The sequence below is a fragment of the Spiroplasma taiwanense CT-1 genome, from assembly GCF_000439435.1.
In the GTDB taxonomy this organism is placed as follows: domain Bacteria; phylum Bacillota_I; class Bacilli_A; order Mycoplasmatales; family Mycoplasmataceae; genus Spiroplasma_A; species Spiroplasma_A taiwanense.
Window position 1 is genome coordinate 982,110 of the sequence record NC_021846.1, and the last position, 25,347, is coordinate 1,007,456.

Below are 25,347 nucleotides of genomic sequence, written 5' to 3' on the forward strand. Positions count from 1 at the left end.
TTTCTCCTATCAAATGTGTGAATTATATTTATCAACATCATTTGTGAATTTATCTTGTTTTTTATCTAAAAATGATTGTTGTATTAATCTACCTTTTAATTGTTGAACTGTTTGAATAGAAACAGAAATAACAATAATTAATCCAGTTCCCCCAATAGCTAAGCTACTTGGTAAACTTGTTAATTTTGAAATTGTATAAGGAAGAATTGCTATTCCAGCAAGGAATAATGAACCTAAAATACTTAATCTATTAATTACACCTTGAATAAATTTTTCTGTTTCTTTTCCAGGTTTTATACCAGGAATAAATGTTCCAGATTTTTTAAAGTTCTCTGCAATTTTTTCAGGATTGATTTGAACTTGTGCATATAAGAATGTAAATAATACTGTTAAAACTCCATATATTCCAATTCCCCACCAAGTTGAAAATGATAAGAAATTTTGGGTAAATGCAACAAAGCCATTATTTGGATTACTTGCAGCAATAATTTGTGCTACTGTCATTGGCGTAGAAATTATGGCTGATGCAAAAATTACTGGAATAACTCCTGCATTATTGAGTTTTAATGGAAGGTAAGGGGTGTGTTCTTTTGTATCAACAAGCCCAGAACCAGTCTGTTGAATTGGTATTTTTCTTTCAGCTTCATTCATTAAAACAACTACAAAAATAACTAATAAGAAAGAAACAATATAAATTAAGAATTTTAATATTCCATCAAATAAGATTGTTGTTTCTTCATTTCCACTAACTCAAAACTCAAAAGTTGATTTAAAGTTTGTAGGCATTTGTGCAACAATTCCTGTAAAGATTATAATTGATATACCATTTCCAATACCCTTAATTGTTATTTGATCTGCAATTCATAACATTAAGTAAGTTCCACCAAGCATTACTAATGGAATTAAAATGTAATAAAATCAAGAAGGACCAGTTCCAAGTTCATTAGTACCTCATTTTGCACTGATTAATCCCTGAGTTGTTAAAGTAAAAATTGTTGCAATTGATTGCATTAATGCAAAAGGAATTGTTAAAACTTTTGTTAATCTATCTAATTTTTTTCTTCCTCTTTCACCAGACTTACCTCAACGTGTTAAAACCGGTATTACATCAGTTGAAAGTAATTGAACAATAATTGATGCTGTAATATATGGAGAAACCCCAAGAGATAAAATTGAAAATTGACCAATTGAACCTCCTCCAAGAGTTGCTAAAAGTTGAAAAAACTCTTGATCACTTACTTGATTTTTAAAATTATCATCAAGTTGTACTCCTGGAACAGTTAATAATGCACCAACTCTAATAATTATTAATACTATTAAAGTAAAAACGATTCGTTTTACAAGGTCTTTATTTCTAACAAAAAAATTACCCTTTACGAATTCGCTCTTATATGCAGTTAATTTAGCTTTTTTAGCTTTTTTAACAGCCACCTAAATCACCTCTATAGTACCACCAGCTGCTTTGATTAAATCCTCTGCAGACTTTGATACTTTATTTACTTTTACTTTTAATGCTTTAGTTATTTTACCATTTCCTAGTACTTTTACTAAATCTTTTTCACTTTTAATTAATTTTTTTTCAATTAAAGTTTTATGGTTAACCTCTGTTAAATCCATTTTTTCAATTCTATCTAAATTTAAGATTACATACTCTTTTCTGTTTAAACTTGTAAACCCAATTTTAGGTAATCTTCTAAATAATGGAGTTTGACCTCCTTCAAAACCTGGTCTTACTCCTCCACCAGAACGTGAATTTTGACCTTTGTGTCCTCTAGTTGATGTTTTACCTTTTCCTGAAGCCATACCACGTCCAACACGTGTTACTTCTTTTTTGCTTCCAGGTGTATATTTTAATTCATGTAATTTCATTAAACTCTTACTCCCTTACTAAGCTTTTTGAATAGCTTCCCTATTTTCAACTTGAGTTTTTCCACGTAATCTTGCAATTTGTTCTGGTGTTTGCATTTCTTTTAAACCTTCTAATGTAGCTCTAATCATATTAATTGGTGTATTTGATCCTAATGATTTTGTATAAATATCTGAAATTCCAGCTAATTCAATAACAGCACGCACAGGTCCCCCAGCAATAACTCCAGTACCTTTTTTTGCAGGTTTAATCATAACTTTTCCTGCACCATAATGACCCATAACATCGTGAGGAACTGTTGAACCAGCTAAAGGAATTCTTACTAATGATTTTCTTGCTTCCTTAATTGCCTTTTTAATAGCATCAGGAACTTCATTTGCTTTTCCAGTTCCTAATCCAACTCTCCCTTTTTTGTCTCCAATAACAACAACAGCTGCAAATCTAAATCTACGCCCACCTTTTGTAACTTTTGTAACACGATTAATTGTTACTACTCTTTCTTCAAAAGGGTTGTCTTCTTTATTTCTTGAAAATCTTAAATTATTTCTTGGTCTATCATTATTTGGTCTTGTGCTTATTTTTGAATCATTTGTTACTGCTGATGGTTCTTTTTTATTAGTAATCTCAGCATTTACAACTTTTTTTTCTTCTGTCATTTTTTCTATCTCCTTTTCTAGAATTTCATACCGTTTTCTTTTGCAGAATCTGCAAAAGCTTTTACTTTACCATGGAATAAATATCCACCTCTATCAAATACTACATCAGTTATTTTTTTATTTTTTGCTTTTTGTGCAATATCTTTTCCTACTGCTTTTGCAGCTTCAATATTACATCCATTTTTTAATCCCATTTTAATTGAAGATGATGATACTAAAGTAACTCCTTTAACATCATCTATAATTTGAGCATAAAAGAAAGAATTTGATTTAAATACATTTAATCTTGGTTTAGCACTTGTTCCAGACACTTTAGATCTAACTCTGTAATGTCTTCTTTTTCTTGCTTCTGCTTTAGTGTATTTCATAATTATTTCTCCTTAGCAACAGCCTATTTACCAGCTGCTTTACCTTCTTTTCTAATGATTTTTTCATTTTTGTACTTAACTCCCTTACCTTTATAAGGTTCAGGTCTTCTATATGCTCTTATATTTGCAGCAACTTCTCCAACTAATTGCTTATCTATTCCTGAAATTTTAATTTCAGTTGGTTTTGGAATTTCCACTGTAATTCCTTTTGGGATTAAATATTCAACTGGGTGTGAAAAACCTAATGATAAATTAATTTTATCACCTGCTAGTGCAGCACGATAACCAACCCCTACAATTTCAAGTTCTTTAACAAAACCTGTATGAACTCCAACAAGCATTCCTTCTAGCAATGAATTTGTTGTTCCATGCAATTGTTTTGTATGTTTTTGCTCATTAATTCTTAAAGTTTTTAATTCAGTGCCATCAACCTTTATTTCAATTAATGTACTAAAAGTTTGTTTTAATTCTCCCTTTGGACCTTTAATTATTACAACATTATTTCCTTCATTTTTTACTTCAACTCCAGGAGGAATTGTCAATACTCTATTTCCTATACGTGACATATAATATTAACCTTTCCTAACTATCAAACAAATCCTAGAACTTCTCCACCAATTTTTTGGTGACGAGCTTCTTTATCTGTCATAATTCCATTTGAAGTTGAAATAATTGCGATTCCCAATCCATTTAATACTTGAGGTAATTCATGTGAGTTTGAGTAAACTCTTAATCCAGGTTTTGAAATTCTTTTTAAGCCTTTAATAACTCTAATTTTTCCCTTGTATTTTAAGCTAATTATAATGTCTTTCTTGAAATCAGTTGAAACTTTGAAGTCATCAATGAAGCCTTCATTTTTCAAAATATTTGCTATTTCTAATTTAACTCTGCTTCCAGGAATAAGAACTTCTTTGTGAAAACGTTGATTTGCATTTCTTATTCTAGTCAGCATGTCTGCTATTACATCTGTTGTCATAATTTCATTTTCCTTTCATTATCATGATGCTTTTTTAATACCTGGGATTTGTCCTTTATATGCTAAATCTCTAAAGCATACACGGCATAAATTGAATTTTCTTAAAACTGAATGGGGTCTACCACAATTCCCACATCTTGTATATTCTCTAACTTTGAATTTTTGGACTTTTGCTTGTTTAACTTTTAATGATTTTTTTGCCATATTTTCTAGTTCTCCTCAATTATTTAGCGAAAGGCATCCCTATTTTTTGAATTAGAGAAAATGCATCTTCCTTATGGTTGGTTGTTGTAACTATTGTAATGTCCATCCCACGAACTTTTTTTACTTTATCATAATCAATTTCTGGGAAAATAATTTGTTCTTTAATTCCTAAAGTATAGTTTCCTTGTTTATCAAAACTTGATTTAGGAACTCCTCTAAAGTCACGAACACGAGGTAGCGCAACAGAGATTAATTTATCTAAAAATTCATACATTCTTTTTCCTCTAAGAGTAACTTTTGCACCAATTGGCATACCTTCACGCAATTTAAATGCTGCTAAAGATTTTTTAGCCTTTGTTACAAGAGGTTTTTGTCCTGTAATTAGTGTCAATTCTGCAACAGCATCATCTAATTTTTTGCTGTCTTGTACTGCGTCACCAACACCCATATTTATAACTACTTTTGTAATTTTTGGAACCTGCATTACTGATTTATATTGCTTTTCTTTAAATAATTCTGGGACAATTTTTTCTTTGTAAAGTTTTTCTAATCTATTAATGTTTGACTTTGCCATATTTAATTATCCCTTCTATTTAATTTCAGCGCCAGATTTTTTTGCAATTCTAACTTTTTTTCCATCAGTAATTTTATATCCAACTCTTGTAGTTTTATCCTTATTTTTTGGATCCTTTAATGCAACATTAGAAATATCTATTGATATAGCTATTTCTTTAATTCCACCTTCTTGATCTGTTTGCGAAGGTTTAACATGTTTAATTCCAGTAATTCCTTCAATATAAACTCTTTTTTTATCTTTTGTTAATTTTGTGATCGGTCCTGTTTTTCCTTTATGATTTCCTGAGATAACTTTTACTACATCTCCTCTTAAAATTTTTGATTTATTCATAAAAGTTTCTCCTATAACACTTCTGGAGCTAGAGATGCAATTTTTGCAAATCCTGCATCCTTAACTTCACGCGCAATTGGACCAAATATACGTGTACCTCTTGGGTTTTTATCTTCTTTAATAATAACAGCAGCATTTTCTGAAAACTTTATATAAGTTCCATCTGCTCTTTTCAAACCTCTTACAGTTCTTACAATAACAGCTTTAACAACTTGACCTTTTTTAACAGCTCCTCCAGGAGATGCTGCTTTTACCGTTGCAACAACAATATCACCAATATTTGTAAATTTTCTAACACTACCACCTAAATTACGAATAACCAATATTTCTTTAGCACCTGAATTATCTGCAATTTTTAATCTTGATTCTGTTTGTATCATATATACTTACTCCTTAATTAAATAATTGCTTTTTCAATAATTCTTACTAATCTAAAGTTTTTTGTCTTACTTAAAGGACGAGTTTCCATAATTTCTACTCTATCCCCTAAATGAGCTTGTTGGTTCTCATCATGTGCTTTATATTTTTTTGAATATTTAACACGTTTTTTATAAATTGGGTGGTTTTTATATGTTTCAACTAAAACAGTTATAGTTTTATCCATTTTGTCTGATACAACTTTACCTGTATAAGTTTTTCGCAAATTTCTTTCCATATTTATTTAGCTCCTTTTGTTGTTGTTTTTTTGGCTGCCGCTTTTTTATTTGCTTCTTCAATTTGTTTTTTAGCTTCTTGAGCATTTGAACCAAATGTATATGTTTTAGCATTTTTTGGTTTTTTTGAAAGTTTTAATTCAATTCCTTCAATTCCTTCACCTTTAACAGTTCCAACTTTAACAGTTTTTGGTTTAATACTTTCTAATGCTGCCTTACCTTTACCAGTTGATTTTGCTTCACCCTTTTGTAAATTAGGTAGTTCAATTTCTTTTACTTTTGCAACTGATTCTTTTTTAGGAGCAGATTTAACTTCTACTTCCTTTTTAGCTGCAGATTTTGCAACTGATTCTTTTTTAGGAGCAGATTTAACTTCAACAGCTTCTAAATTTTCATTTTCTGTTGCTTGTTGCATTGCTGCCATTATTGCGTCTTCTGAAATAGCATTATCTGAACCAAACTGTTCACTTTGTAATTTTTCAATCATTTCCTTATGTTTTTTACGTACTTGTTTTCCTGCTTTTTCTGCTTCTTCAACTGCTTTTGAATAATTTGCTTTTATGTTTTTATTAATAATCTCTCCAGCATTTTTTCTTTCACTTAGTAAAAATTCAATTCTTGCAACATCTTTTTTAAGTGTTTTAATTCTGTGAGTTTGTTCTAAACTACCAACAGCAGCTTGAAATTTTAGTGCGAATAATTCTGCACGACGATCTTCACCAAGTTTTATTAAATCTTCAATTGTTTTAGTTCTTAATTCTAACATGAAGTCTACTGCTTTAGACATTATTCATCACCTCTCTTAACGATTTTACAACGCACAGGTAATTTATGCATTGCTAAACGTAAGGCTTCACGAGCAACTTCTTCTGAAACACCAGCCACTTCAAACATAAACTGACCAGTTTTTACTACTGCTACTCAATCCTCAGGAGAACCTTTTCCTGATCCCATACGTACTTCCAAAGGTTTTTTTGTTTTTGCCATATGTGGAAATATTCTAATTCAAACTTTACCAAAACGTTTCATATAACGTGTCATAGCAATACGAGCAGATTCAATTTGTCTTGATGTAATTCAAGCAGCATCAAGTGACATTAATCCATATTCACCAAATGCAATAAATTTTCCACCTTTTGCTTTTCCCTCATAACTTACTCTATGCGGACGACGATATTTTACTCTTTTAGGCATTAACATAATTATTTAACCCCCCTTGGTAATTTTTGTTGAGGTTTTCTATCCTCAATAACTTTTGAATTATTTTGATTTTGTTTACCTAATATTTCTCCATGGTTTATTCAAACCTTAACACCAATTTGACCATATGTGGTTCTTGCTTCATATAGTGCATAATCAATATCACTTCTTAAAGTTGATAATGGTACTGAACCTTCTAAATATCCTTCAGTACGTGCCATATCTACTCCACCAAGTCTTCCAGAAACAGCAGTTTTAATTCCTAATGCTCCTGCTTTTAATGCTTTTCTAATTGCTAATTTTTGAACTGTTCTAAAAGAAGCACGATTTGTTATTTGTTCACCAATAAATTGTGCGACCAATTTAGCATCTACATCTGGGTTTTTAATTTCAATTACTTTTACTTTAATAACTGCTTTTCTATCTTTGATAGTTTTTTTAACGTTTAATACTATATTTTCAACATTTTTTCCTTCTTGACCTAGAACAATAGCTGGACGAGCAGAGGAAATAACTAGAGTTATTTCTTTTTTAGTTCTTTCAATTTCAATTTTAGAAACTGCGGCATTTTTTAATAATTTAAAAACTGCTTTTCTAATTTTGATATCTTGATGTAATCATTTAACATATTCGCCTTTTTCAGCAAATCAACGATTTTCTCAACCTCTAATGACACCAATACGTAAAACGTTTGGAGATACTTTTTGTCCCATACTCTAATTTCCCTTCTACTTATCGTCACTTACAATTATTGTAATGTGACTTGTTCTTTTTAAAATTTCATATGCTCTACCATGAGCTCTTGGTCTAAAACGTTTTAATGTTGGTCCCTCATTAACAAATATTATTTTTATAAATAATTGGTCTGCTTCCATACCATTATTATTAACAGCATTTGCTACTGCTGAATTTAATAATTTTAGTACTGGTTCTGAAGATCTTTTATCTTGATTTTGAAGAATTGCTACAGCTTCTGATATTTTTTTACTTCTGATTGTGTCTGCTACTAGTCTAACTTTTCTTGGTGATATTCTAATCATTGTTAATTTTGCTTTTGCTTCCATTTTTTAAAAACTCCTATAATGATTATTTTTTCTTTTTCTTATCATCACCATGCCCACCAAACTTACGTGTTGGTGAAAATTCTCCTAGTTTGTGACCAACCATATCTTCTGTAACATAAACTGTAATGAATTCTTTACCGTTATAAACACCAAATGTATGACCTACAAAACTTGGAAAAATTGTTGAACGACGTGATCAAGTTTTGATTGATTCTTTTTTCTCACCATGTGCTTCAACTTTTTTTAATAAATATTCATCAGCAAATGGACCCTTTTTTAATGATCTTGACATAAACTAATCCTCCTATTTGTTATCATTTCTTCTTCTAACTATTAATTTAGTAGAAGATTTTTTCTTATCACGTGTTTTAACACCAAGTGCTTTTTTACCTCATGGTGTTAATGGTGCTTTACGCCCAATTGGAGCACGACCTTCTCCTCCCCCATGCGGGTGATCAATTGGGTTCATAACAGAACCACGAACTGTTGGTCTTATTCCTCTTCAACGGTTTCTTCCAGCTTTTCCTCAATTTACTAAGTTATATTCTTCATTTCCTACTTCACCAATTGTTGCAAAACATTCAGCAAGTACTTTTCTAACTTCTCCAGATCCTAAACGTAATGTTACATATTTTCCATCTTCTTCTTTTCCTAAAATTTGAACTGAACTTCCTGCACTACGTGCGATTTGTCCACCTTTTCCTGGTCTTAATTCAACATTATGAACTAAAGTACCCTCTGGAATATTTTTTAATGGTGCAGCATTACCAATTTTAATATCTGCATTTTGTGATGCTATAATTTCTTGACCTACTTTCATTCCTTTTGCAAATAAAATATATCTTTTTTCTCCATCAATATAATTTATTAAAGAAATAAATGCATTTCTATTTGGATCGTATTCAATTGTTGCTATTTTTCCAGCAATATCTAATTTATTACGTTTAAAATCAATAATACGATATTTTCTTTTATGTCCTCCACCTTTATGGCGAGTTGTAATTTGACCGTGATTATTTCTTCCAGCCTTTTCATTAACTTTTGAAAGTAATGAATTTTCAGGCTTTGAAGTTGTAAGGATACTATAATCTAAGCTGGTCATATTTCTACGACCATTTGTCGTAGGCTTATATTTTTTGATTGGCATAATTATCCTCCCTGTATCGCCTAATCTTTAAAACTTATTAATAAATTAATATTCTATAAGTCTGATAAGATATCTAATTGTTCACCATCTTTTAAAATGATTACTGCTTTTTTAAAAGCAGCTGTTTTACCAACATATTTTCCCATTCTTTTATCTTTTCCATCATAGTTCATAGTTCTTACTTGTTTTACTTTGACTCCAAAGATTTCTTCGAATGTTTTTTTAATTTGAGATTTATTTGCCTTTTTATCAACAATAAATGTGTATGCACCACTTTGTTGACCTAAATATGTTTTTTCAGTTAACAATGGTTTTTTAATTACTTGCGTTAAATGCATTATGCATACACCTCCTCAATTTTATTTACAGTATCTTCAGTAACTACTAATTTAGTTGCATTTAATAAATCAAAAATATTCATTTTTTGAAAATCTAAAGTTTTAACCCCTGGAATATTACCAGCTGACTTAACTACTAGTTCTTCATGCTCTTTTGTAACAATTAAAATTTTTTGATTTTCAATTTTTACATTTTTCATCAAATTTAGCATTTCTTTTGTTGAAGGTTTTTCAAAAATAAATTTATCTAAAATAACTAAATTTAATTCTTTTGCTTTTATACTTAATGCGCTTCTTATAGCTAATTGTCTTACTTTTCTATTAACTGCTTTTTTGTAATTAATATTTGGTGTAGGACCAAAGGTAACTCCCCCACCTTTTCATTGTGGAGCTCTAATTGATCCTTGACGAGCACGTCCTGTACCTTTTTGTCTTCAAGGTTTTCTACCTCCACCACGAACTTCTGCTCTAGTTTTTGTTTTTCTTGTTCCTTGTCTTAAAGCTGCTTGTTGTGAAACCACTGTATCATAAATTGCTTGCTGATGTGGTTCAATTCCTCAAACTTTGTCATTTAAATTAATTTCTTTAAGAGCTGATCCCTTAACATCTAAAACTTGTGCTTTCATGTTAGCAATTTCCTCCTAATTATTCAGCATTTGATGATGTTTCTTCTTGTGATTGTATTGAATTTGATTCAACACTTTTTGCACTTCTTGATAATAATGAAACTGCATCATTTGCCTTTCTTCCTTTGACATTTTGTTGGATTACAACAAATCCTTTTCTTGGACCAGGAACTGATCCTTTAACTAAAACTAAATTTCTTTGTTCGTCAACTTTAATTACTTCTAAATTTTGAATTGTCACTTGTTCATGACCCATGTGACCTGCCATTTTCTTTGATTTGAAAATTCTATTAATAATTGCACCCATTGATCCAATACCACGGTGATAACCTGAACCGTGAGCCATTGGCCCTCTTGAGTAATTGTGTCTTTTAATAGCCCCTGCAAATCCTTTACCTTTTGATATACCTGTAACGTCCACAAATTCACCAGCATTGAATACGTCGGCTGCATTTATAACTGCACCAATTTCGTATCCTTTCATATCTCTGATTTCTTTTACGAAGCGCTTAGGTTCAGATTGAGCTTTTTTGAATTGACCCATATCTGGTTTATTAATTAAGTTAGCCCTTTTATTGATTGTTCCAAGTTTTAAAGCTTGATAACCATCTTTCTCAACTGTTTTAACTTGCAAAACATTGTTTGGTTCTACAGAAATTACAGTTACAGGAATTAACTTACCGTTTTCGCTAAAAATTTGAGTCATTTCTAACTTCTTTCCTAAGATTCCTTTCATTTGATATTTCCTCCTGCATTATATTGTTATCATGTATATCTTGTAAAATTTTATAATTTAATTTCGATGTTAACACCTGTAGGCAATTGAACTCTTGTTAATGAGTCCATTGTTTTTGGTGTTGGTTCAACTATTTCAAGTATTCTTTTATGTGTTCTCATTTCGAACTGCTCTCTACTATCTTTGTATTTATGAGTAGCTCTTAAAATTGTTATAATTTGTTTTTCTGTTGGTAACGGAATTGGTCCACGAACTTTTGCTCCAGTTGACTCAGCTGCTTCAATAATTTTAGCAATTGACTGGTCAACAATAGCATGATCGTAACCTTTTAATTTGATTTTAATTTTTTGTTGAGCCATTTGATCCTCCTTCAACATTGACAACCCTTTCCAGTGTGTTGTCATTATGAACACAAAATATACATGCCTCTCAATTATTGCATTTTAGATAATTAAAATCAATAGAAAATCAAAAAAAAATGAAATTAATCATTTTTAAAAATATAAGTTATTCATTTCCAATTAATGATGAAAGTCTAATTCTTTTAATTAAAATCATTACTATTGTATATGCAATTGCAAATATAAAAACCCCCGCTAACAGTACAACTGGAAATAAAGCAATATTTATTGTTAAGGGTACAGCTATATTTAAATTTAATAACACAGAAGGAACTAAATATTTTGTAATTAATCATATTACTATAATTCCTAAAGAAACTGCAAGAATCGCTATTGGTAAAAAAATTCACAAAATTATAGAATTAATTTCTTTCATTGTATATCCTTGAATTCTCATATAACTCATAAATTTTTTATATCGTCCAATAAACAAATCTGTTATTAAATAAATAACAATCATAGCTGTTATCATTGAAATTGTTATAAAGATTGTTGAAATTAAAATAATTGATGTAATTAAATTTTCAATTGCTTCTTTTTTAACTTTTATATAATCTGTATAGCCAATAGCTGAATTAAAATATTTATCAAATGAAACAGATGCATTATTTGAATTAATAGAATTTAAAATTAATCTTTGCATTTGATCTGAAATCTGTCTATTTTTACTCATTTTTGCATTACTTCAAATATTAATTGAATTTCCATTTTCAAATTTTTGTCTTGAATCAAATGATTTGTTAAAACCTAAAAGTTGATTTGCATACAATTGTTCTAGATAAATTTTATTACTATCATAAAGTTTTTCAATACCAACAACTTTTAATTTTTTTTGTGATTTGCTTGTTACAAAATTATTTTTTAGTAAACCTTCATTTAAAGCAATATTTATTCAATTATTAGTTCCAGATGTTAAATCAATAAAGGAAAATTCTATAGGTTTTCCATCTTTATCATATTTAAATATATTAAATGGATGAATTACACTATCTAGTGATGAAGTTGATGATATATTACTATATTCATCATATTCCTTATTTACTTTATTTAGTATTTCTTGATTAAAGTTATCAATATCTAAAATTACATTTTGTAAATTTAGATATTTTTTATAACTATTTGTTTCATAGTCATAGTAATAAAATTTCTGAGTGTCTAAATCTGTAATTGAATACGACATTTTACTTAAATCAAACTTATATAAATCTAAATCTTCATTTTCAGAATCTTTATATTTTCAATCATCTTCTTTTAAAATTTGTAAACTATTTTCATTATTCACATAAGATAATTTTTCGGATTTTATATTAATATTAAATTCATCTCCAATTTTAAATCCTTCAAGTTCCATTTTTTTATTTATCAAAATTGGAATGTAATCTAAATTGTTATTATATTTAATTGAGTTTTTATTTAATAAAGATAAATTATTTGATTCATTTTCTAAATCTATACCATAACCGATTATATCTATATTATTTTTATCTTCAATTTGCCCATTAAATCTTGTATATAATTGGTCTTCATTAAAATTTACTAGAACTTTTGAAAAATTAAAAGTAAATTTTTTAAATTCATTTTCATCATTGTTTCAATTTTGTTTTACTGTTGAAGGAAGAATATTATTTGAAATACTCTTTATGCAATCATTATATTGATTTGGAGAATCATTTAATTCAATTACTTCTTAGCCAAATAAGGTTGGCATTACTTGACAAGTAAAATTATTAAAATTTGTTTGAATTCACTTACTATTTGTAGTATTTTTTGAAATTGAATCAACTTGTTTTGCATAATTTAAAAAGTCTTCCATAACTCCTGAAGAAATTAAACCACCTTTAAATGTAAGAAGAATATTTGTAAGAACATTATCAAATGAACTTCTAAAAACATTAGACTTATTTGCTCAATACTCAATATTTTCTGTTGAAATTAAATTTTTATAACTATTTAAATCTTTAATATTTACATTAAATATAGAAGCTTTCATATTACTTTTTCTTATATTTTCATCACTTTGATAAAATGAATATCTTGTAAGTGGATTATTTGAAATTGTATTTGTATAATTATAATCATTATTATACTTAATATTTCTATAATATTCATTTGACATATTTGTAAAAATGCTAGGAACTATAGAACAAAGTGTAATTACAAGACTAGAAACAATTAAAACATTTGCAAAAAACAAATAAATCCTTAACGGATGAAGAAATTATAATTCCTCTTAATTTTGAAGTAAAATTTAAATATTTGATTTTTGAAAAAGCTCTCGTCAACAAAAGATTTGGTTTCATATTCTTACTTGGTGATAATAACTCTAATGGTTTTTGTCTAATTGTGAAATATGTAGTTACTATTACCATCAAAGAAACAATTGAAATGAAACTAATTCATGAAATTATTAAAATTTGCCAGTCAATATTAAATATTGTTGGTATATTAAAATACCTTTCAAAAATATTCATTAATGGTGTCTGTAAAAATAAACTAATTATTCAACCTAATGGCACTAAAATTATCACTGGTATTAACATATAAAAAAACATAATTAATAATAATTTTTAAATTTAAAATACCAAGAGATTTTAAATTTCCAATTTGTGATCTTTGAAAAATTAAAATTTTCCTAAAAATATTATAAATAACAAAACACAAAGATAAAGCAAATATTAAACAAAATACAATTGCTATTATATAAAAGCCTGAAACTATTGATCCATAAAATGTACTTCTAAAATTTAATGAATAGGTATCATCAAAAGATTGAATATTAATTGATGATAATTTATTATTTGTCATATTTGAATTAATAGTTTCTGATACACTTTTCAATTTATATACATTATCTGCAAAATAGGTGCTAAAAAGGGCTTTATCTGCTTCTAAATTTAATTTATCACTATTTTTATAGGTTAAATATGCTCTACTTACATCTTGATATTGTTCATTATTTAGTTCAGTATTAAAAACTTTTGAAATAAAGTATTACTTATATAAAATACGGCTTCATTTTCTTGATTAATTAATAAATCTTCTTCATAAATTGTAGGATAGACATTTAAAGAATCAACCCCTGTTGCATCAAGTCTATATTTTTTTGTTGTATTTGGAAATAATTCATATTCTTGACCTAATACTAAATTATTAAATTTGGCATAACCATTTGAATCCATAAAACTATTTTCAGTAAAAATATTATCAGATTCATTTTTTAAATAAATTGTATATAAATTTTCATTGTAAAAATGCACACTGTAATTTTCATTACCTGGTTCTTTTTGGTTATAAAAAGCTGATATATATCTAAATTTATTTCCATTTTGAGTTCACATTACAGTTTCATTTGTTGTTTTAACTTTAAAATTGCTTAAGTCCCCTAACAAATTGAAATAACTATCAAATCAACTTCTTTGAGTAAGTGAATTTTCTAAAATAATATATCCATTTAAATCAATCCCAGTTTTAAATATATCTCTTGAATCATGTTTCTTTATATTAAAGCTTGCATAATTTTCATAGAGATTTTTTTCCACTATTTGAGATTTATTTGATTTAAATAAAGAATAAATATTTTTTGAAAAATAATATTTATTATCTTGATCAAATTTTCCAACTCTTCCAATAGATTCATTTGATGTTGATAAATTCAAGAAATCTTCAATATTTTTTCCATCTTCATTTTTATTATATTCTTCAATTAAATCTTGTTTAATTGAATAGGTCAATGCTGAATTATTTAAATAAAACATAAAATTAAATATATCTATAGCAGAATCTATTTGAGAATTTGTTAAATTTTTTTCTAAAAAATAATTATTTTTTAAATAAATTTGACCAATTAGTGAGTTTTTAAAATACTTTGATGAAAAATTAAATCGATAAAAGTCTCCAAATAACGAAATAAATATTTTTAGCAAAATTGAAAAGATTAAAAAATTATAATTTATAATTAAAGATTCAAAAAAAGAAAATGAAAATAAAATACATAAAAAATAATGTACATTCTTAAAAGAAATTATACTTTTCATTTTCTTTTGCTCCTTTTTAATAAAAGTTAAGAGCTATTCCCGACTCTAAATTTTATATTTCTATTTTAATGAAAAAAAATAAAAATCAATTAAATAATTTTTATTTTAACCCATTAATGTAATAGGAGATTCTGTTCTTATTTTTCTTGTAGTAATAAGTATTGATGAAATGTAACTAGTAATAATTAAAATTGATGAGGCTAATGGTGACCACCAAGTTAGTCCAATTGGAATAGAAATTAAATTGCTTTGAACGAAAGTGGTTGTTAATCAAACTAATCCAAAACTAGTTAAAATTCCTAAAGCTAAACAAATTGTTGCTAAGAAAGTTAGAAAACCAAATGAATATTTAATTATTTTTCAGTTTGAGTATCCTAATGATTTCATAACAATCATAAATCGTTTATATTGATTTGCATATAAGTCAGTAATTATTATCATTGATAATGTTGCAATAATTATAATTACAACAATAAAGGTAATTCCAATTGTTAGCACTAATGAAGTAATTTGATTTATTAGAGATTTTTGCTCAGTTAAAAATTCAACTTTTTCCATTTCTAAACCATCATAATATTGACTATTACCATTTAAACTATATTCACCAACTCTAACTGATTTTGAAAATGAAGCTTGAGTAGTTAAAAATAATGGTTCTTTTTCTTGAGAATATATTCCATTATTTCATTGTAAAGGTTTATAAGTTTTTTGAGCTTCATTGCCCCAAATTCAATTCTTTTCATTTTCTGTAGCAATTAAATCTTCAGGTGTATTATACTCATAAGTTTGAATTTCATTATTATTTAATAAGTATGAACTTTTTTGTTCTTTTTCAAAAATATAATTAAAAGGAATATAGATATCATCTGAAAAACCATGTAATAAATTAATTAATCTTTGATCTGCAATTATTAAATTTTTTCCAAAAACATCTAACTTTGAAATAGGTACTAAGTTTATTTGCTTAATTCCTTTTTCTTTTCAATTCATATCTGTATATTTATCAATAATTGCTGGACTCAATTGTAAAAAATTCATTTTGTAAAAAGAATTATAATGATTTAATAAATAATCTAATTCTCCTCCTGAAAAATTTGTTTCGACAGGTTTAAAAGTTGAATCAAATCTTAATGAATATGGCCTAATTCAAATAAATTCATCTGTTTTGTTTGCACCTCATGCATTAATAACTTCATCTGGTGCACTATTTGTTTTCCCATGTCATTTTGAATTATCATTATTTGAACCCATTTTAAATAATGAAGAAAAATCTTTTTCATATTTTGTTGGTACAAAAAGCAGTAAGTTTTCATACTGATAATATGATCTAATTTCTGTTTTTAAATTATTTTCATTATCATAATCAACATTTATAAAACCATAAGAATTATTTGTTAATTTTAAACTATTGCTTGTGCCATTTCAATCGTAATCATAATCATAATTACTTTTATCAAATATTTTTGCAAATGTAAATTTTGATATATCCATGTTAAAAGGATTTAAAAATTTATTTAAATTTTCATTTTTTAACGTTTTCCAATCACTATCATCATATATTCAAGCACCATTTGGAATAGATTTTTTATCACTAGATAGAACAAGTCTAGTTGATTGAAAATCATTAACTTCAATTTTTTTTCCACTTTGTTTTAAATTTAATTTAGCTTGTTCATTTAAATTAACTGGGATATTTAATACACCATTATTATAAAGCTCAAATCCCGTATTTGTTTTAATCGAACTAATTGAGGAATTATTCCCCTCATTAATTACTTTTTTTAATTGTTCTATTTGCTCGTTACCAATAAAAATTTCATCACCATTTTTTTCAAATTTATATGCCTTTTGGTTTGACAACAACCCTAAAATTTTTGAGTCTTTTCCATTGATTGTATTAAAGTCTGCTTCTGTATAAAAATCATCTTTTCCTGGAATATAATTTGAATAAGTTCAACCAAAATTATATTGATTAAATCTATTCTCACTTTTATCAAGAAAATTTTTAACATAAGTTGGTGCTTGTGAAAGAATTATATTTATTATATTTTCTTTTCATGAACCATTAATATTTCCTTCACTTTCAACTAAAGGAAATAGTTGATCCATTACTTGAGGTAATCCTTCAGTTAATAGGCCTGTAATATTTTTTACATCTTTTTTAAAACTTTCCATATTATTAGATTGATTTCTTCTGTAATCATGTGCCATTCATTCAATTATTCTTTGTATTTCTGCAATACTAATTCCCTTCCCCAAACTTTGTGCAAGACCTGAACCAAATATTGAAAAAATAACACTTAATAATGCTGAATTTTCCTCAGTATTTAATTGATTACTTGAATTTGTAATAAAATCAAATAGTCATTCAGATTTTATTTGCTTATTTGGGTCTTGATTTAAAACTAACTTTGGGAACATTGAAAAGTCACTTATGCTTGTAGTATTAGTTACAGAATTACTTAAATAGTTAATTCCATCAAATTCATTATTTATATTAATTAAATAATTTTGATAATAATCCGCCCCATTTCATGGTGACAATGCTGTTTTTGCCATGGGAGCATTTCCAATTGGTTCAATATTTTTAATTGAATTTGAATACTTAACATTTTTATAATATGAAGTAACAGCTTTACTTACCATTCCAGGAATTGCCATTGAAGAACTAATAAGTAAGCTTGTAATTAGTATTGTAATAGATGCAATAAGTGTTGGTTTCATAGTGCTTGTTGCAAGTTCAATACTAAATCTAACTGTAAATTTTGTTCTTCTAGTAATTTTAGTTTTTAAATTATCTAATCAGACTATTCTTTTGACAACTTCTTTTTTTTCAATTATTTTTAAAACAGGTTTATTAATTAAATAAAAAGCAGTAAAATATGAAACTAAAATAACTGTTATTCCAAAAGTAAATAATAAAATAGCAAGTGAATAACCATTAAATGTGACCTGTTTATATGCTCCACCCATATATGATATAAATAGGCTTGAAAAAGGATCTTGTAAAAAACCACCAAGAAATCAAGAAATTGGTATTACTATTAATAATAAAATTAATCCATATGAAATATATCCAAATGATATTTGTGAATTTTTAGCACCTAATGCTTTTAAAATTCCTATTTCTGGAGAATTAAAATTTATTGTTTTTCTAACACTTATAATAATTGTAATTAAACATATTAATAAAATTATTGAGCAAGTAGAATATAAAATTATTGAAAAAGTTTTTAAAACAATTGGTGTTAAATCCCAATTTCAAGAAAAAAAATGTTCATTATAAGAAACAAGTTTTGTTCCATAATCAATTGTTAAAGTTCCCTCACTTTTAATATTATTTAAATCATCATAAATTTTATCTTTATATGAAAATGATAATGAATTATATAAGGAAATATCTTTTTTTACATCTGTTTTATTTTTACCTGTAAAAATTGTATATAAATTGGTTGTTGATATTTTTGCATCAGCAGTTTTTATTACTAATTCTAGTGCTTCAGGTGAAATAAATATTATGGCTCCTTTTTTATTATTTGGAAATGGAACAGATAAATCAGCTAAAGGAAAGTTTGTATATGGATCTGCTGCATATCCCGAAACAGTTAAGTCAAAGTCACCGACTTTAATATTTTCTCCAAGTTTAATTTTATTTTGTTTTGCATACTGTGGATTTATTAAAATTTCATTTAATGTCCTTGTATTTTGTCCCTGGTATATCGTAAGGTTTGATTTAGTTTGATTATCCATTAGAACAAATCTATATTGTTTTTCTTGATTATTATCTGGTAAGTTTAATTCTAATCTTGAATACACATCTAAATTAGTAACAAATGATAATAAATTAGTTCTATACAGATAACTCGTTGGAATTGAAGCATTTTCATTTAAATAATTGCTTTTATCTTTAAATGCCTTTTTATATCTAAGTGTATTTGCAATATTTCCTTCTTCTTTTAAAAGAGTTAAAGCAGCACCACTGTCATTTGCTTTCACCAAATCATTTTCATATGTAATTTGAATTAATGAACCTCTTGCACCATTTTCATAAATATTGTCTCCATTTTTTAAGATATTAGCAGTTTGTAAATTAGAAGAATTAACTTTTTGATCTCATTCCTTATTATTTTCATTTACTATAAAATTTTCATTTACATTATCGTTAATATCTAATTTTTTACCAAATAATCAACAATAAATAACTGAAGCATTATTAATATTTGATTTAGATAAGCCACTGTTTGTAGTAAAGTAATCTTCTCAATTTATTTTTTGCAAAATTGCTTGATCCATTCAATACTGTACATAATCATGCATCATTTTATTTAATTGAGCAATTATTGAAACTATTGAATAATTTATATATACATCTAACTCTTTAAGAATTGTTTCTTTTGTAAAACCACTTTGAATTTTTTTATTAATAAATTGAGAAATTAAACTATTGTCATTAAATTCACTTATTTCAAGCTGATTTTTAATCAACTTTATTGTTTCTTGAACAAAATTTGCAAAACCATTTAAACCATTTTTTGTTGATGTATAAACAAGATAGGGAGATTTATATTCATAATCATTGTATTTATTTAATGAATCGAATCTATATCAAAAATTTGTTTTATCTCTATTTGACATTGTTTCATCCATACCATATGCATTAAAGTATATTGGTTTAGATTCATCATAGTTAAAATCAAACCAAGATTTTGTAAAATCCGACGAAATTAACTTTTGAAATATTTTTTTAAAATTATCACTTTCAAATGCTTTTGTAAGAAAAGTTGATTTATAATTTTCATTATTTTCAAAAGATGAAATATTAAAATTATAAGCAATAGATTTATCATCAAATTGCAAAAATTGATTTGAAATAAAATCCACAAATGGAGTAAATTCTTTTGATTCACTTTGATTTGATGATTCAAGAGTTTGCGTCTCTATATAGTCAAACTTAGCAGTATTTCCCATTGTTCTGTTATATTCATATTCTAATCTATCATTAATTGAAAATGTGATACTTAATATTAAAGATGCAAAAAAACCTAAAATAACAATTAAAACAAATTGTATTTTGTATTTAAATATTCCCTTGACACCTTGTTTGGTTAACAAAAAAGCATTAATTTTTTTCATATTTTCACCCTCTACTAAAAACTATTATAAGAAAAAAAGTAAAAAAATACAAATATTAGCTTTTTTACTTATAAACTATTATAAAATTTTTCCTTGAGCAAAAGTTTCATTTCCTCCACCTTTTACTTTAAAGTCTTTTGTATTTTTAAATATTTCAATTGCTTTAAATTGTGAAGAAATACTTTCACTAACTGAAACAATATAAATACCATTTTGTTTATTAACAAATTTAATTATTAAGTTATCAAATTTATTTTGGAGTTTATCGGCTAATGCTTTTAATTCTTTCATATCCAAATCATTAATTTCTAAGGAAATTTCATTTATACCTTTATCTAAAATTGGAGAAATGTTATTATATTTTATTAATTTTTCTTCTAACAAAATATCTTCGATTTCTTTTTGATAAATTTTAAAAGAATTTTTTAATTCATTAACTTTAGTTTTTAATGAAAATAAATTATTTTTATTAACTGATATATTATTTATTTCATTTATTGCTTCTTCAATCTCATAATTTTTTAATCTATTTTTTCAATTATCAAATTTATTTATTAATCCTGATATTTCATTTTTTTGTTTTAAAAATTGTTCTCTTAAAAACAAAGAAACTCCACTATGACTTGTAACTGCATGATATCTATAAACACCACTTCCCTTTGATTCAACTTCTGTTATAAGTAAATCTTCAATATCTTTAGAGTTTTCAACATGAGTTCCTCCACAAAGTTCACAAGAAAAGTTACCAAACTTAATAACTCTAACTTCAGAACCATATTTTTCTGTAAATAAAGCTAATGCATTATGTTTTTCAACTGCCTCATCTAATGAACAATAAATGATTTGTCTAGGAATTTGATTATTTATTTCCCTTGTCATTACATTATGAATTTTTTCAATTTCTTCTTGAGACGGTAATCTATTATAACTTATATCAATTCTTAATCCATTTTCATCATTATAACTACCTGATTGAAGTGCATTTTTGCCTAATACTTCTTGAATTGAAGATTGCAATAAATGTGTTCCTGAGTGATTTTTCATTGTATAGTATCTTTTTTCACTATCAATTTTTGCTATGACTTTATCTCCAATATTTAAAATGCCATTTATCTGAACTTTATGAATATGTTGTTTATTTGGTCCTACCTGAACATCTAAAACATTATGTCTATTCATATTATCATCTATTAAAACACCTGTATCTGCTGCTTGTCCACCTTTTTCTGCATAAAATGGACTTTCATCTAATGTCAAAAATACAATTTTATTTTCTGCACTATTTAAAATTACTTCTTCTTCAAAAATAAAATTAACTTTTGTTATGATTTCTTCTAAATCATAACCAACAAAATCACTTTTAATATCTAAGTTAGTTAAAATTGCAGATTGTTTATTTCAAGCTTTTTCATTTTTTCTTGAATTTCTTGCCAATTCTTTTGAGTCTTCTAGTAATTTTTCATAACCTTTAATATCAACTTCAATATTTTTTTCGGTTGCCAGTTCTACAGTTAATTCTATTGGAAATCCAAATGATTCAAATAATAACAATGCATTTTTATCACTAATTTTTTTTTCTTTTTCCATTATTATTTCAAGTGAGTCATAACCTTTTGATAAAGTGCTTAAAAATCTGATTTCTTCACTTTTTATAACTTCTTTAATAGATTCACTTTTTTCTTTTAAATAAGGATAAAAAAAAGACATTGTATTAATAACTTCATCTACTAATAAATATAAAAATGCATTTGCTATTCCTAATTTTCTTCCATATACAGAACTTCTTCTAATTAATCTTCTAATTATATAACCTCTATCTTTATTTCCCGGAAATACACCATCACTAATTGCAAAAACTGTTGCTCTAATATGATCAGCAATTACCTTGAAAGCAGTATTAATTTTAGTTTGTTCTATTTTTTCATTAAAATAATTATCGATTGAATATTTAAAAGATTTATCACATAATTCTTCTATTTTTTTTATTGTTGGTAAAAAAATATCTGTTTCAAAATTTGTTGGAGTTTCTTGAAAGACAGAAACAATTCTTTCTAAACCAGCTCCCGTATCAATATTTTTTCTTGGTAATTCTGTATAGTTATTATTACCATCATTATTAAATTGTGAAAAAACAATATTTCAAATTTCAACATAGCGATCATTTTCAATATCATCTTTTAATAATTTTGAACCAATATTTTTTGGGTCTCATCTAATACCTCTATCAAAAAATATTTCTGTATTTGGACCACAAGGTCCTTGACCAACATCTCAAAAATTAGTTTCTTTTGTTCCTTTAAAAATATGATCTTCTTTTATTCCAATTATTTTAGTTCAAATATTATATGCTTCTTTGTCTTCTTCAAAAACTGTTATATATAAAAGTTCAGGGTTCATTCCAAATCATTTATTAGAAGTCAACAATTCTCAAGCCATCTCAATTGCTTCTTTTTTAAAATAATCTCCTATTGAAAAATTACCAAGCATTTCAAACATAGTTTGATGTCTTGCAGTAACTCCAACATTTTGAATGTCATTAGTTCTAATTGACTTTTGTGAGTTTGTAAGTCTTGGTGAAGGTGGATTCATTCTCCCATCAAAATATGGTTTTAAAGTGGCCACTCCTGAATTAATTCAAAGCAAACTTGGATCATCTACAGGTACTAAACTTACTGGCTCAAGAAAAAAATGATTTTTTGATTTGAAAAAATCTAATCACATTTTTCTTATTTCATTTGATAAAAGTTTTTTCATTTTATTATTCTCCTATAATTAACAAAGTTATTTTAGCATATACAATTTTAGAGATAAATTAAATTAAACATTCCTTATGTACAGCCATGGTTATACCACTAAAATTATTTTCATTATAATTTTCATTATTATAAAATTTTATATTTCAACTTTTTGAATTATTTTCCACAGAATAATGACTATTAAAATCCATTGGTTCTTGACAAACTAAACAAATTCTATGAGCATCCATTATATCTTTTTCATCACCACAGTGACATAATAATGCATTACTTCAAGCATTTAATGCAATATCATCTAATTTAATTTTTTTCATACTTTTCCTCTTTATTCTTAAATATTGTATAAAAAAAACTACTTAATATAAATTAAATAGTTTATATTCTATTAGAAATTAATAGGTTTCCCCGATTCAAGAGCTTCTGCTGCTTCACCAATTGCTTCACTTAATGTTGGGTGAGGATGAATTGCTCTTGCAATTTCTGTAATTGTTCCTTCTGATTCCATCAATGTTGTTATTTCAGAAATCATATCTGTTGCTGTGTTTGAAATAATGTGACATCCTAAAACTTGCTTATATTTTGGTTCACATATTAATTTAACAAATCCTGTTGTATTACCATCTGCTAATGCTTTTCCAATTGCTGCAAATGGGAATTTAAATGCTTTATATTCAACACCTGCTTTTCTAAGTTCATCTTCTGTTTTACCAACAGAGGCAACTTCTGGGTGAGTATAAATACAACTTGGTACTCTTTCGAAGTTCATTGCCAAATCTTCAGCATGTTCTTTTTGGAGCCTTCTTGCAATTCTGTTTGCTGCAATAATTCCCTGATGTGAAGCAACGTGTGCTAACATCATTTTTCCAGTAACATCCCCAATTGAGTAAACTCCATCAATATTTGTTTCACAATATTCATTAACAACAATATGACCACGTTCATTTATTTGTAATCCTATGTTTTCAAATCCTTCTGTAACAACTTTTCTTCCAACAGATTGTAGACAATAATCGGCTTTTAATTTAATTTCTTTACCATCTTTTTCATATATTACTTCATTTTTTCCAAATGATTTTGTTGTTGCTTCAGTAATTATCTCAAGATTTCCCCTAGAAATTAATTCCTTGGTCATTTCTTTTGAAACATCACTATCTAACATTTCTAGAATTGTTGGTAAAAACTGTAATATTGTAACTTTTGTGCCTAATCTTTTATAAACACAAGCAAATTCGACTCCAATTACTCCCCCACCAATTATAACCATTGATTTTGGAATTTTTGGAAGTGATAACGCTCCAGTTGAATCAATTAATCATCCAGATTCAATTGCTTCTTTTGCTCCTGGTATTGTAAAGTGATTTGGCACACTTCCTGTTGCAATTATCATATTATCACAAGTATATTGTTTTTTGTCAACTTCAACTGTATTTTTATCAATTGCTTTTGCAAAACCTTCAACTGTAGTTACTTTATTTTTCTTTAATAATCCTTTTACTCCTGTTGTCAATTTATTAACAACATCAGCTTTTCTTGCTTGAATAGCTTTTCAATCTGCTTTAACTCCTTCTTGAGCCACTTTAATTCCATATTTATCAGCATGTTTTGTTATTTGTTCATATAAGTCAGCTGATTTTAATAACGTTTTTGTTGGAATACACCCAATATTTAAACATACTCCCCCATAATTTCCTTTTTCAATAATTAAAGTATTTAAACCAAGTTGAGCACATTTAATAGCACAAACATATCCTCCAACTCCTGCACCAATTACAATTACATCATAATGATTTGCAGTATCTTTTGGCGAAAATTTAGGTGCTGGTTTCAATGTTCTCCCATGTCCACTAACTATTCCTGGCATAGGTGTGTTTCCACTTACTGCTTCTATTACTTTTGCAGCAATTGATTCTTTTGGCGGAACAGTTCTTCCTGCTCTACCCCTTGATAATAAATCATTTGAAACTGGTGTTGCACCAACAACTGATGCATTTTCCTCAGCAGTTTCTGCTTTTTTTTCTGGTTCCGCTGTTGCTTCACCTTTTCCATCATCAATTTCGATAACAACATCTCCAACTTTAATTTCTTGATTCGCTGAAATTAAAATTTTTGCTATTTTACCATCTACTGGTGCATAAATATCTGAAGTAACTTTATCTGTTTCTACATTAAATAATCTATCTCCCATTTTTACTGAATCTCCAATTTTTACAAGAACTTCAGTAACTGTTCCCTCTGTTAAACCTTCTCCAATATCTGCGAATTTTACTTTAAACATATTTTA

At 26.9% G+C, this 25,347-nt stretch carries 28 protein-coding genes and 1 pseudogene; all 29 read right to left on the reverse strand.

What is annotated here, in order from left to right; all coding sequences use genetic code 4:
- Positions 1 to 6: 6 nt before the first annotated feature.
- Entirely contained in the window at positions 7 to 1,431 is a 1,425-nt protein-coding gene (gene secY / locus STAIW_RS04965; RefSeq protein WP_020834734.1) for a preprotein translocase subunit SecY, read from the reverse strand.
- The gene (rplO, locus tag STAIW_RS04970; RefSeq protein WP_020834735.1) at positions 1,432 to 1,869 is read right to left on the reverse strand and encodes a 50S ribosomal protein L15; all 438 of its coding nucleotides are present in this window, start codon (positions 1,867 to 1,869) and stop codon (positions 1,432 to 1,434) included.
- An 18-nt stretch (positions 1,870 to 1,887) separates the two neighbouring features.
- Positions 1,888 to 2,523: a 30S ribosomal protein S5 gene (rpsE, locus tag STAIW_RS04975; protein ID WP_020834736.1), complete on the reverse strand. Its 636-nt coding sequence runs from the start codon at positions 2,521 to 2,523 to the stop codon at positions 1,888 to 1,890.
- Between the two features lie 17 nt (positions 2,524 to 2,540).
- Positions 2,541 to 2,891 carry a 50S ribosomal protein L18 gene (gene rplR, locus STAIW_RS04980; RefSeq protein ID WP_020834737.1) on the reverse strand — a complete coding sequence of 117 codons (351 nt, stop codon included), beginning with the start codon at positions 2,889 to 2,891 and terminating at the stop codon, positions 2,541 to 2,543.
- 23 nt (positions 2,892 to 2,914) lie between these two features.
- Positions 2,915 to 3,457: a 50S ribosomal protein L6 gene (gene rplF, locus STAIW_RS04985; protein WP_020834738.1), complete on the reverse strand. Its 543-nt coding sequence runs from the start codon at positions 3,455 to 3,457 to the stop codon at positions 2,915 to 2,917.
- Between the two features lie 20 nt (positions 3,458 to 3,477).
- The gene (gene rpsH / locus STAIW_RS04990) at positions 3,478 to 3,867 is read right to left on the reverse strand and encodes a 30S ribosomal protein S8 (RefSeq protein ID WP_020834739.1); all 390 of its coding nucleotides are present in this window, start codon (positions 3,865 to 3,867) and stop codon (positions 3,478 to 3,480) included.
- Positions 3,868 to 3,885: 18 nt separating this feature from the next.
- The gene (locus tag STAIW_RS04995) at positions 3,886 to 4,071 is read right to left on the reverse strand and encodes a type Z 30S ribosomal protein S14 (protein WP_020834740.1); all 186 of its coding nucleotides are present in this window, start codon (positions 4,069 to 4,071) and stop codon (positions 3,886 to 3,888) included.
- 19 nt (positions 4,072 to 4,090) lie between these two features.
- Positions 4,091 to 4,630: a 50S ribosomal protein L5 gene (gene rplE / locus STAIW_RS05000; protein WP_041618999.1), complete on the reverse strand. Its 540-nt coding sequence runs from the start codon at positions 4,628 to 4,630 to the stop codon at positions 4,091 to 4,093.
- A gap of 30 nt (positions 4,631 to 4,660) precedes the next feature.
- Positions 4,661 to 4,978: a 50S ribosomal protein L24 gene (rplX, locus tag STAIW_RS05005; RefSeq protein WP_020834742.1), complete on the reverse strand. Its 318-nt coding sequence runs from the start codon at positions 4,976 to 4,978 to the stop codon at positions 4,661 to 4,663.
- 11 nt (positions 4,979 to 4,989) lie between these two features.
- Entirely contained in the window at positions 4,990 to 5,358 is a 369-nt protein-coding gene (rplN, locus tag STAIW_RS05010; RefSeq protein ID WP_020834743.1) for a 50S ribosomal protein L14, read from the reverse strand.
- 17 nt (positions 5,359 to 5,375) lie between these two features.
- Positions 5,376 to 5,633 (reverse strand): 30S ribosomal protein S17, encoded by a 258-nt coding sequence (rpsQ, locus tag STAIW_RS05015; RefSeq protein ID WP_020834744.1) that lies wholly within the window; start codon positions 5,631 to 5,633, stop codon positions 5,376 to 5,378.
- 380 nt (positions 5,634 to 6,013) lie between these two features.
- Positions 6,014 to 6,397, reverse strand: a pseudogene (gene rpmC / locus STAIW_RS06870) (50S ribosomal protein L29); the annotation flags it as partial.
- A gap of 20 nt (positions 6,398 to 6,417) precedes the next feature.
- Positions 6,418 to 6,831, reverse strand: a complete 414-nt coding sequence (gene rplP / locus STAIW_RS05025; RefSeq protein ID WP_020834746.1) for a 50S ribosomal protein L16 — start codon at positions 6,829 to 6,831, stop codon at positions 6,418 to 6,420.
- A gap of 2 nt (positions 6,832 to 6,833) precedes the next feature.
- Complete coding sequence (rpsC, locus tag STAIW_RS05030) at positions 6,834 to 7,544, reverse strand: 30S ribosomal protein S3 (protein WP_020834747.1); 711 nt, start codon at positions 7,542 to 7,544, stop codon at positions 6,834 to 6,836.
- Between the two features lie 15 nt (positions 7,545 to 7,559).
- Entirely contained in the window at positions 7,560 to 7,895 is a 336-nt protein-coding gene (gene rplV / locus STAIW_RS05035; RefSeq protein ID WP_020834748.1) for a 50S ribosomal protein L22, read from the reverse strand.
- 22 nt (positions 7,896 to 7,917) lie between these two features.
- Positions 7,918 to 8,187: a 30S ribosomal protein S19 gene (gene rpsS / locus STAIW_RS05040; RefSeq protein WP_020834749.1), complete on the reverse strand. Its 270-nt coding sequence runs from the start codon at positions 8,185 to 8,187 to the stop codon at positions 7,918 to 7,920.
- Between the two features lie 12 nt (positions 8,188 to 8,199).
- Positions 8,200 to 9,042 (reverse strand): 50S ribosomal protein L2, encoded by an 843-nt coding sequence (gene rplB / locus STAIW_RS05045; protein WP_020834750.1) that lies wholly within the window; start codon positions 9,040 to 9,042, stop codon positions 8,200 to 8,202.
- A 53-nt stretch (positions 9,043 to 9,095) separates the two neighbouring features.
- Positions 9,096 to 9,380 (reverse strand): 50S ribosomal protein L23, encoded by a 285-nt coding sequence (gene rplW, locus STAIW_RS05050; protein ID WP_020834751.1) that lies wholly within the window; start codon positions 9,378 to 9,380, stop codon positions 9,096 to 9,098.
- A complete protein-coding gene (gene rplD / locus STAIW_RS05055; protein ID WP_020834752.1) occupies positions 9,380 to 10,006 on the reverse strand; it encodes a 50S ribosomal protein L4 in 627 nt (208 codons plus the stop codon). Before rplD ends, rplW begins: the two co-directional genes overlap by 1 nt.
- Before the next feature lie 19 nt (positions 10,007 to 10,025).
- Positions 10,026 to 10,742, reverse strand: coding sequence for a 50S ribosomal protein L3 (gene rplC / locus STAIW_RS05060; protein WP_020834753.1), 717 nt, complete (start codon positions 10,740 to 10,742; stop codon positions 10,026 to 10,028).
- Between the two features lie 50 nt (positions 10,743 to 10,792).
- A complete protein-coding gene (rpsJ, locus tag STAIW_RS05065) occupies positions 10,793 to 11,101 on the reverse strand; it encodes a 30S ribosomal protein S10 (protein WP_020834754.1) in 309 nt (102 codons plus the stop codon).
- A gap of 148 nt (positions 11,102 to 11,249) precedes the next feature.
- Positions 11,250 to 12,494 carry an ABC transporter permease gene (locus tag STAIW_RS05070; RefSeq protein WP_041618901.1) on the reverse strand — a complete coding sequence of 415 codons (1,245 nt, stop codon included), beginning with the start codon at positions 12,492 to 12,494 and terminating at the stop codon, positions 11,250 to 11,252.
- A 336-nt stretch (positions 12,495 to 12,830) separates the two neighbouring features.
- Positions 12,831 to 13,337: a hypothetical protein gene (locus STAIW_RS05075; RefSeq protein ID WP_041618902.1), complete on the reverse strand. Its 507-nt coding sequence runs from the start codon at positions 13,335 to 13,337 to the stop codon at positions 12,831 to 12,833.
- A 299-nt stretch (positions 13,338 to 13,636) separates the two neighbouring features.
- Positions 13,637 to 13,981 carry a hypothetical protein gene (locus tag STAIW_RS05085; RefSeq protein WP_041618904.1) on the reverse strand — a complete coding sequence of 115 codons (345 nt, stop codon included), beginning with the start codon at positions 13,979 to 13,981 and terminating at the stop codon, positions 13,637 to 13,639.
- A gap of 119 nt (positions 13,982 to 14,100) precedes the next feature.
- Entirely contained in the window at positions 14,101 to 15,177 is a 1,077-nt protein-coding gene (locus STAIW_RS05090; RefSeq protein ID WP_020834756.1) for a hypothetical protein, read from the reverse strand.
- Positions 15,178 to 15,282: 105 nt separating this feature from the next.
- Positions 15,283 to 20,310 carry an ABC transporter permease gene (locus tag STAIW_RS05095; protein WP_020834757.1) on the reverse strand — a complete coding sequence of 1,676 codons (5,028 nt, stop codon included), beginning with the start codon at positions 20,308 to 20,310 and terminating at the stop codon, positions 15,283 to 15,285.
- 78 nt (positions 20,311 to 20,388) lie between these two features.
- The gene (gene alaS, locus STAIW_RS05100; protein ID WP_020834758.1) at positions 20,389 to 23,064 is read right to left on the reverse strand and encodes an alanine--tRNA ligase; all 2,676 of its coding nucleotides are present in this window, start codon (positions 23,062 to 23,064) and stop codon (positions 20,389 to 20,391) included.
- Between the two features lie 58 nt (positions 23,065 to 23,122).
- Complete coding sequence (locus tag STAIW_RS05105) at positions 23,123 to 23,380, reverse strand: hypothetical protein (RefSeq protein WP_020834759.1); 258 nt, start codon at positions 23,378 to 23,380, stop codon at positions 23,123 to 23,125.
- A gap of 71 nt (positions 23,381 to 23,451) precedes the next feature.
- Positions 23,452 to 25,341: a dihydrolipoyl dehydrogenase gene (lpdA, locus tag STAIW_RS05110; RefSeq protein ID WP_020834760.1), complete on the reverse strand. Its 1,890-nt coding sequence runs from the start codon at positions 25,339 to 25,341 to the stop codon at positions 23,452 to 23,454.
- Positions 25,342 to 25,347 lie beyond the last annotated feature (6 nt).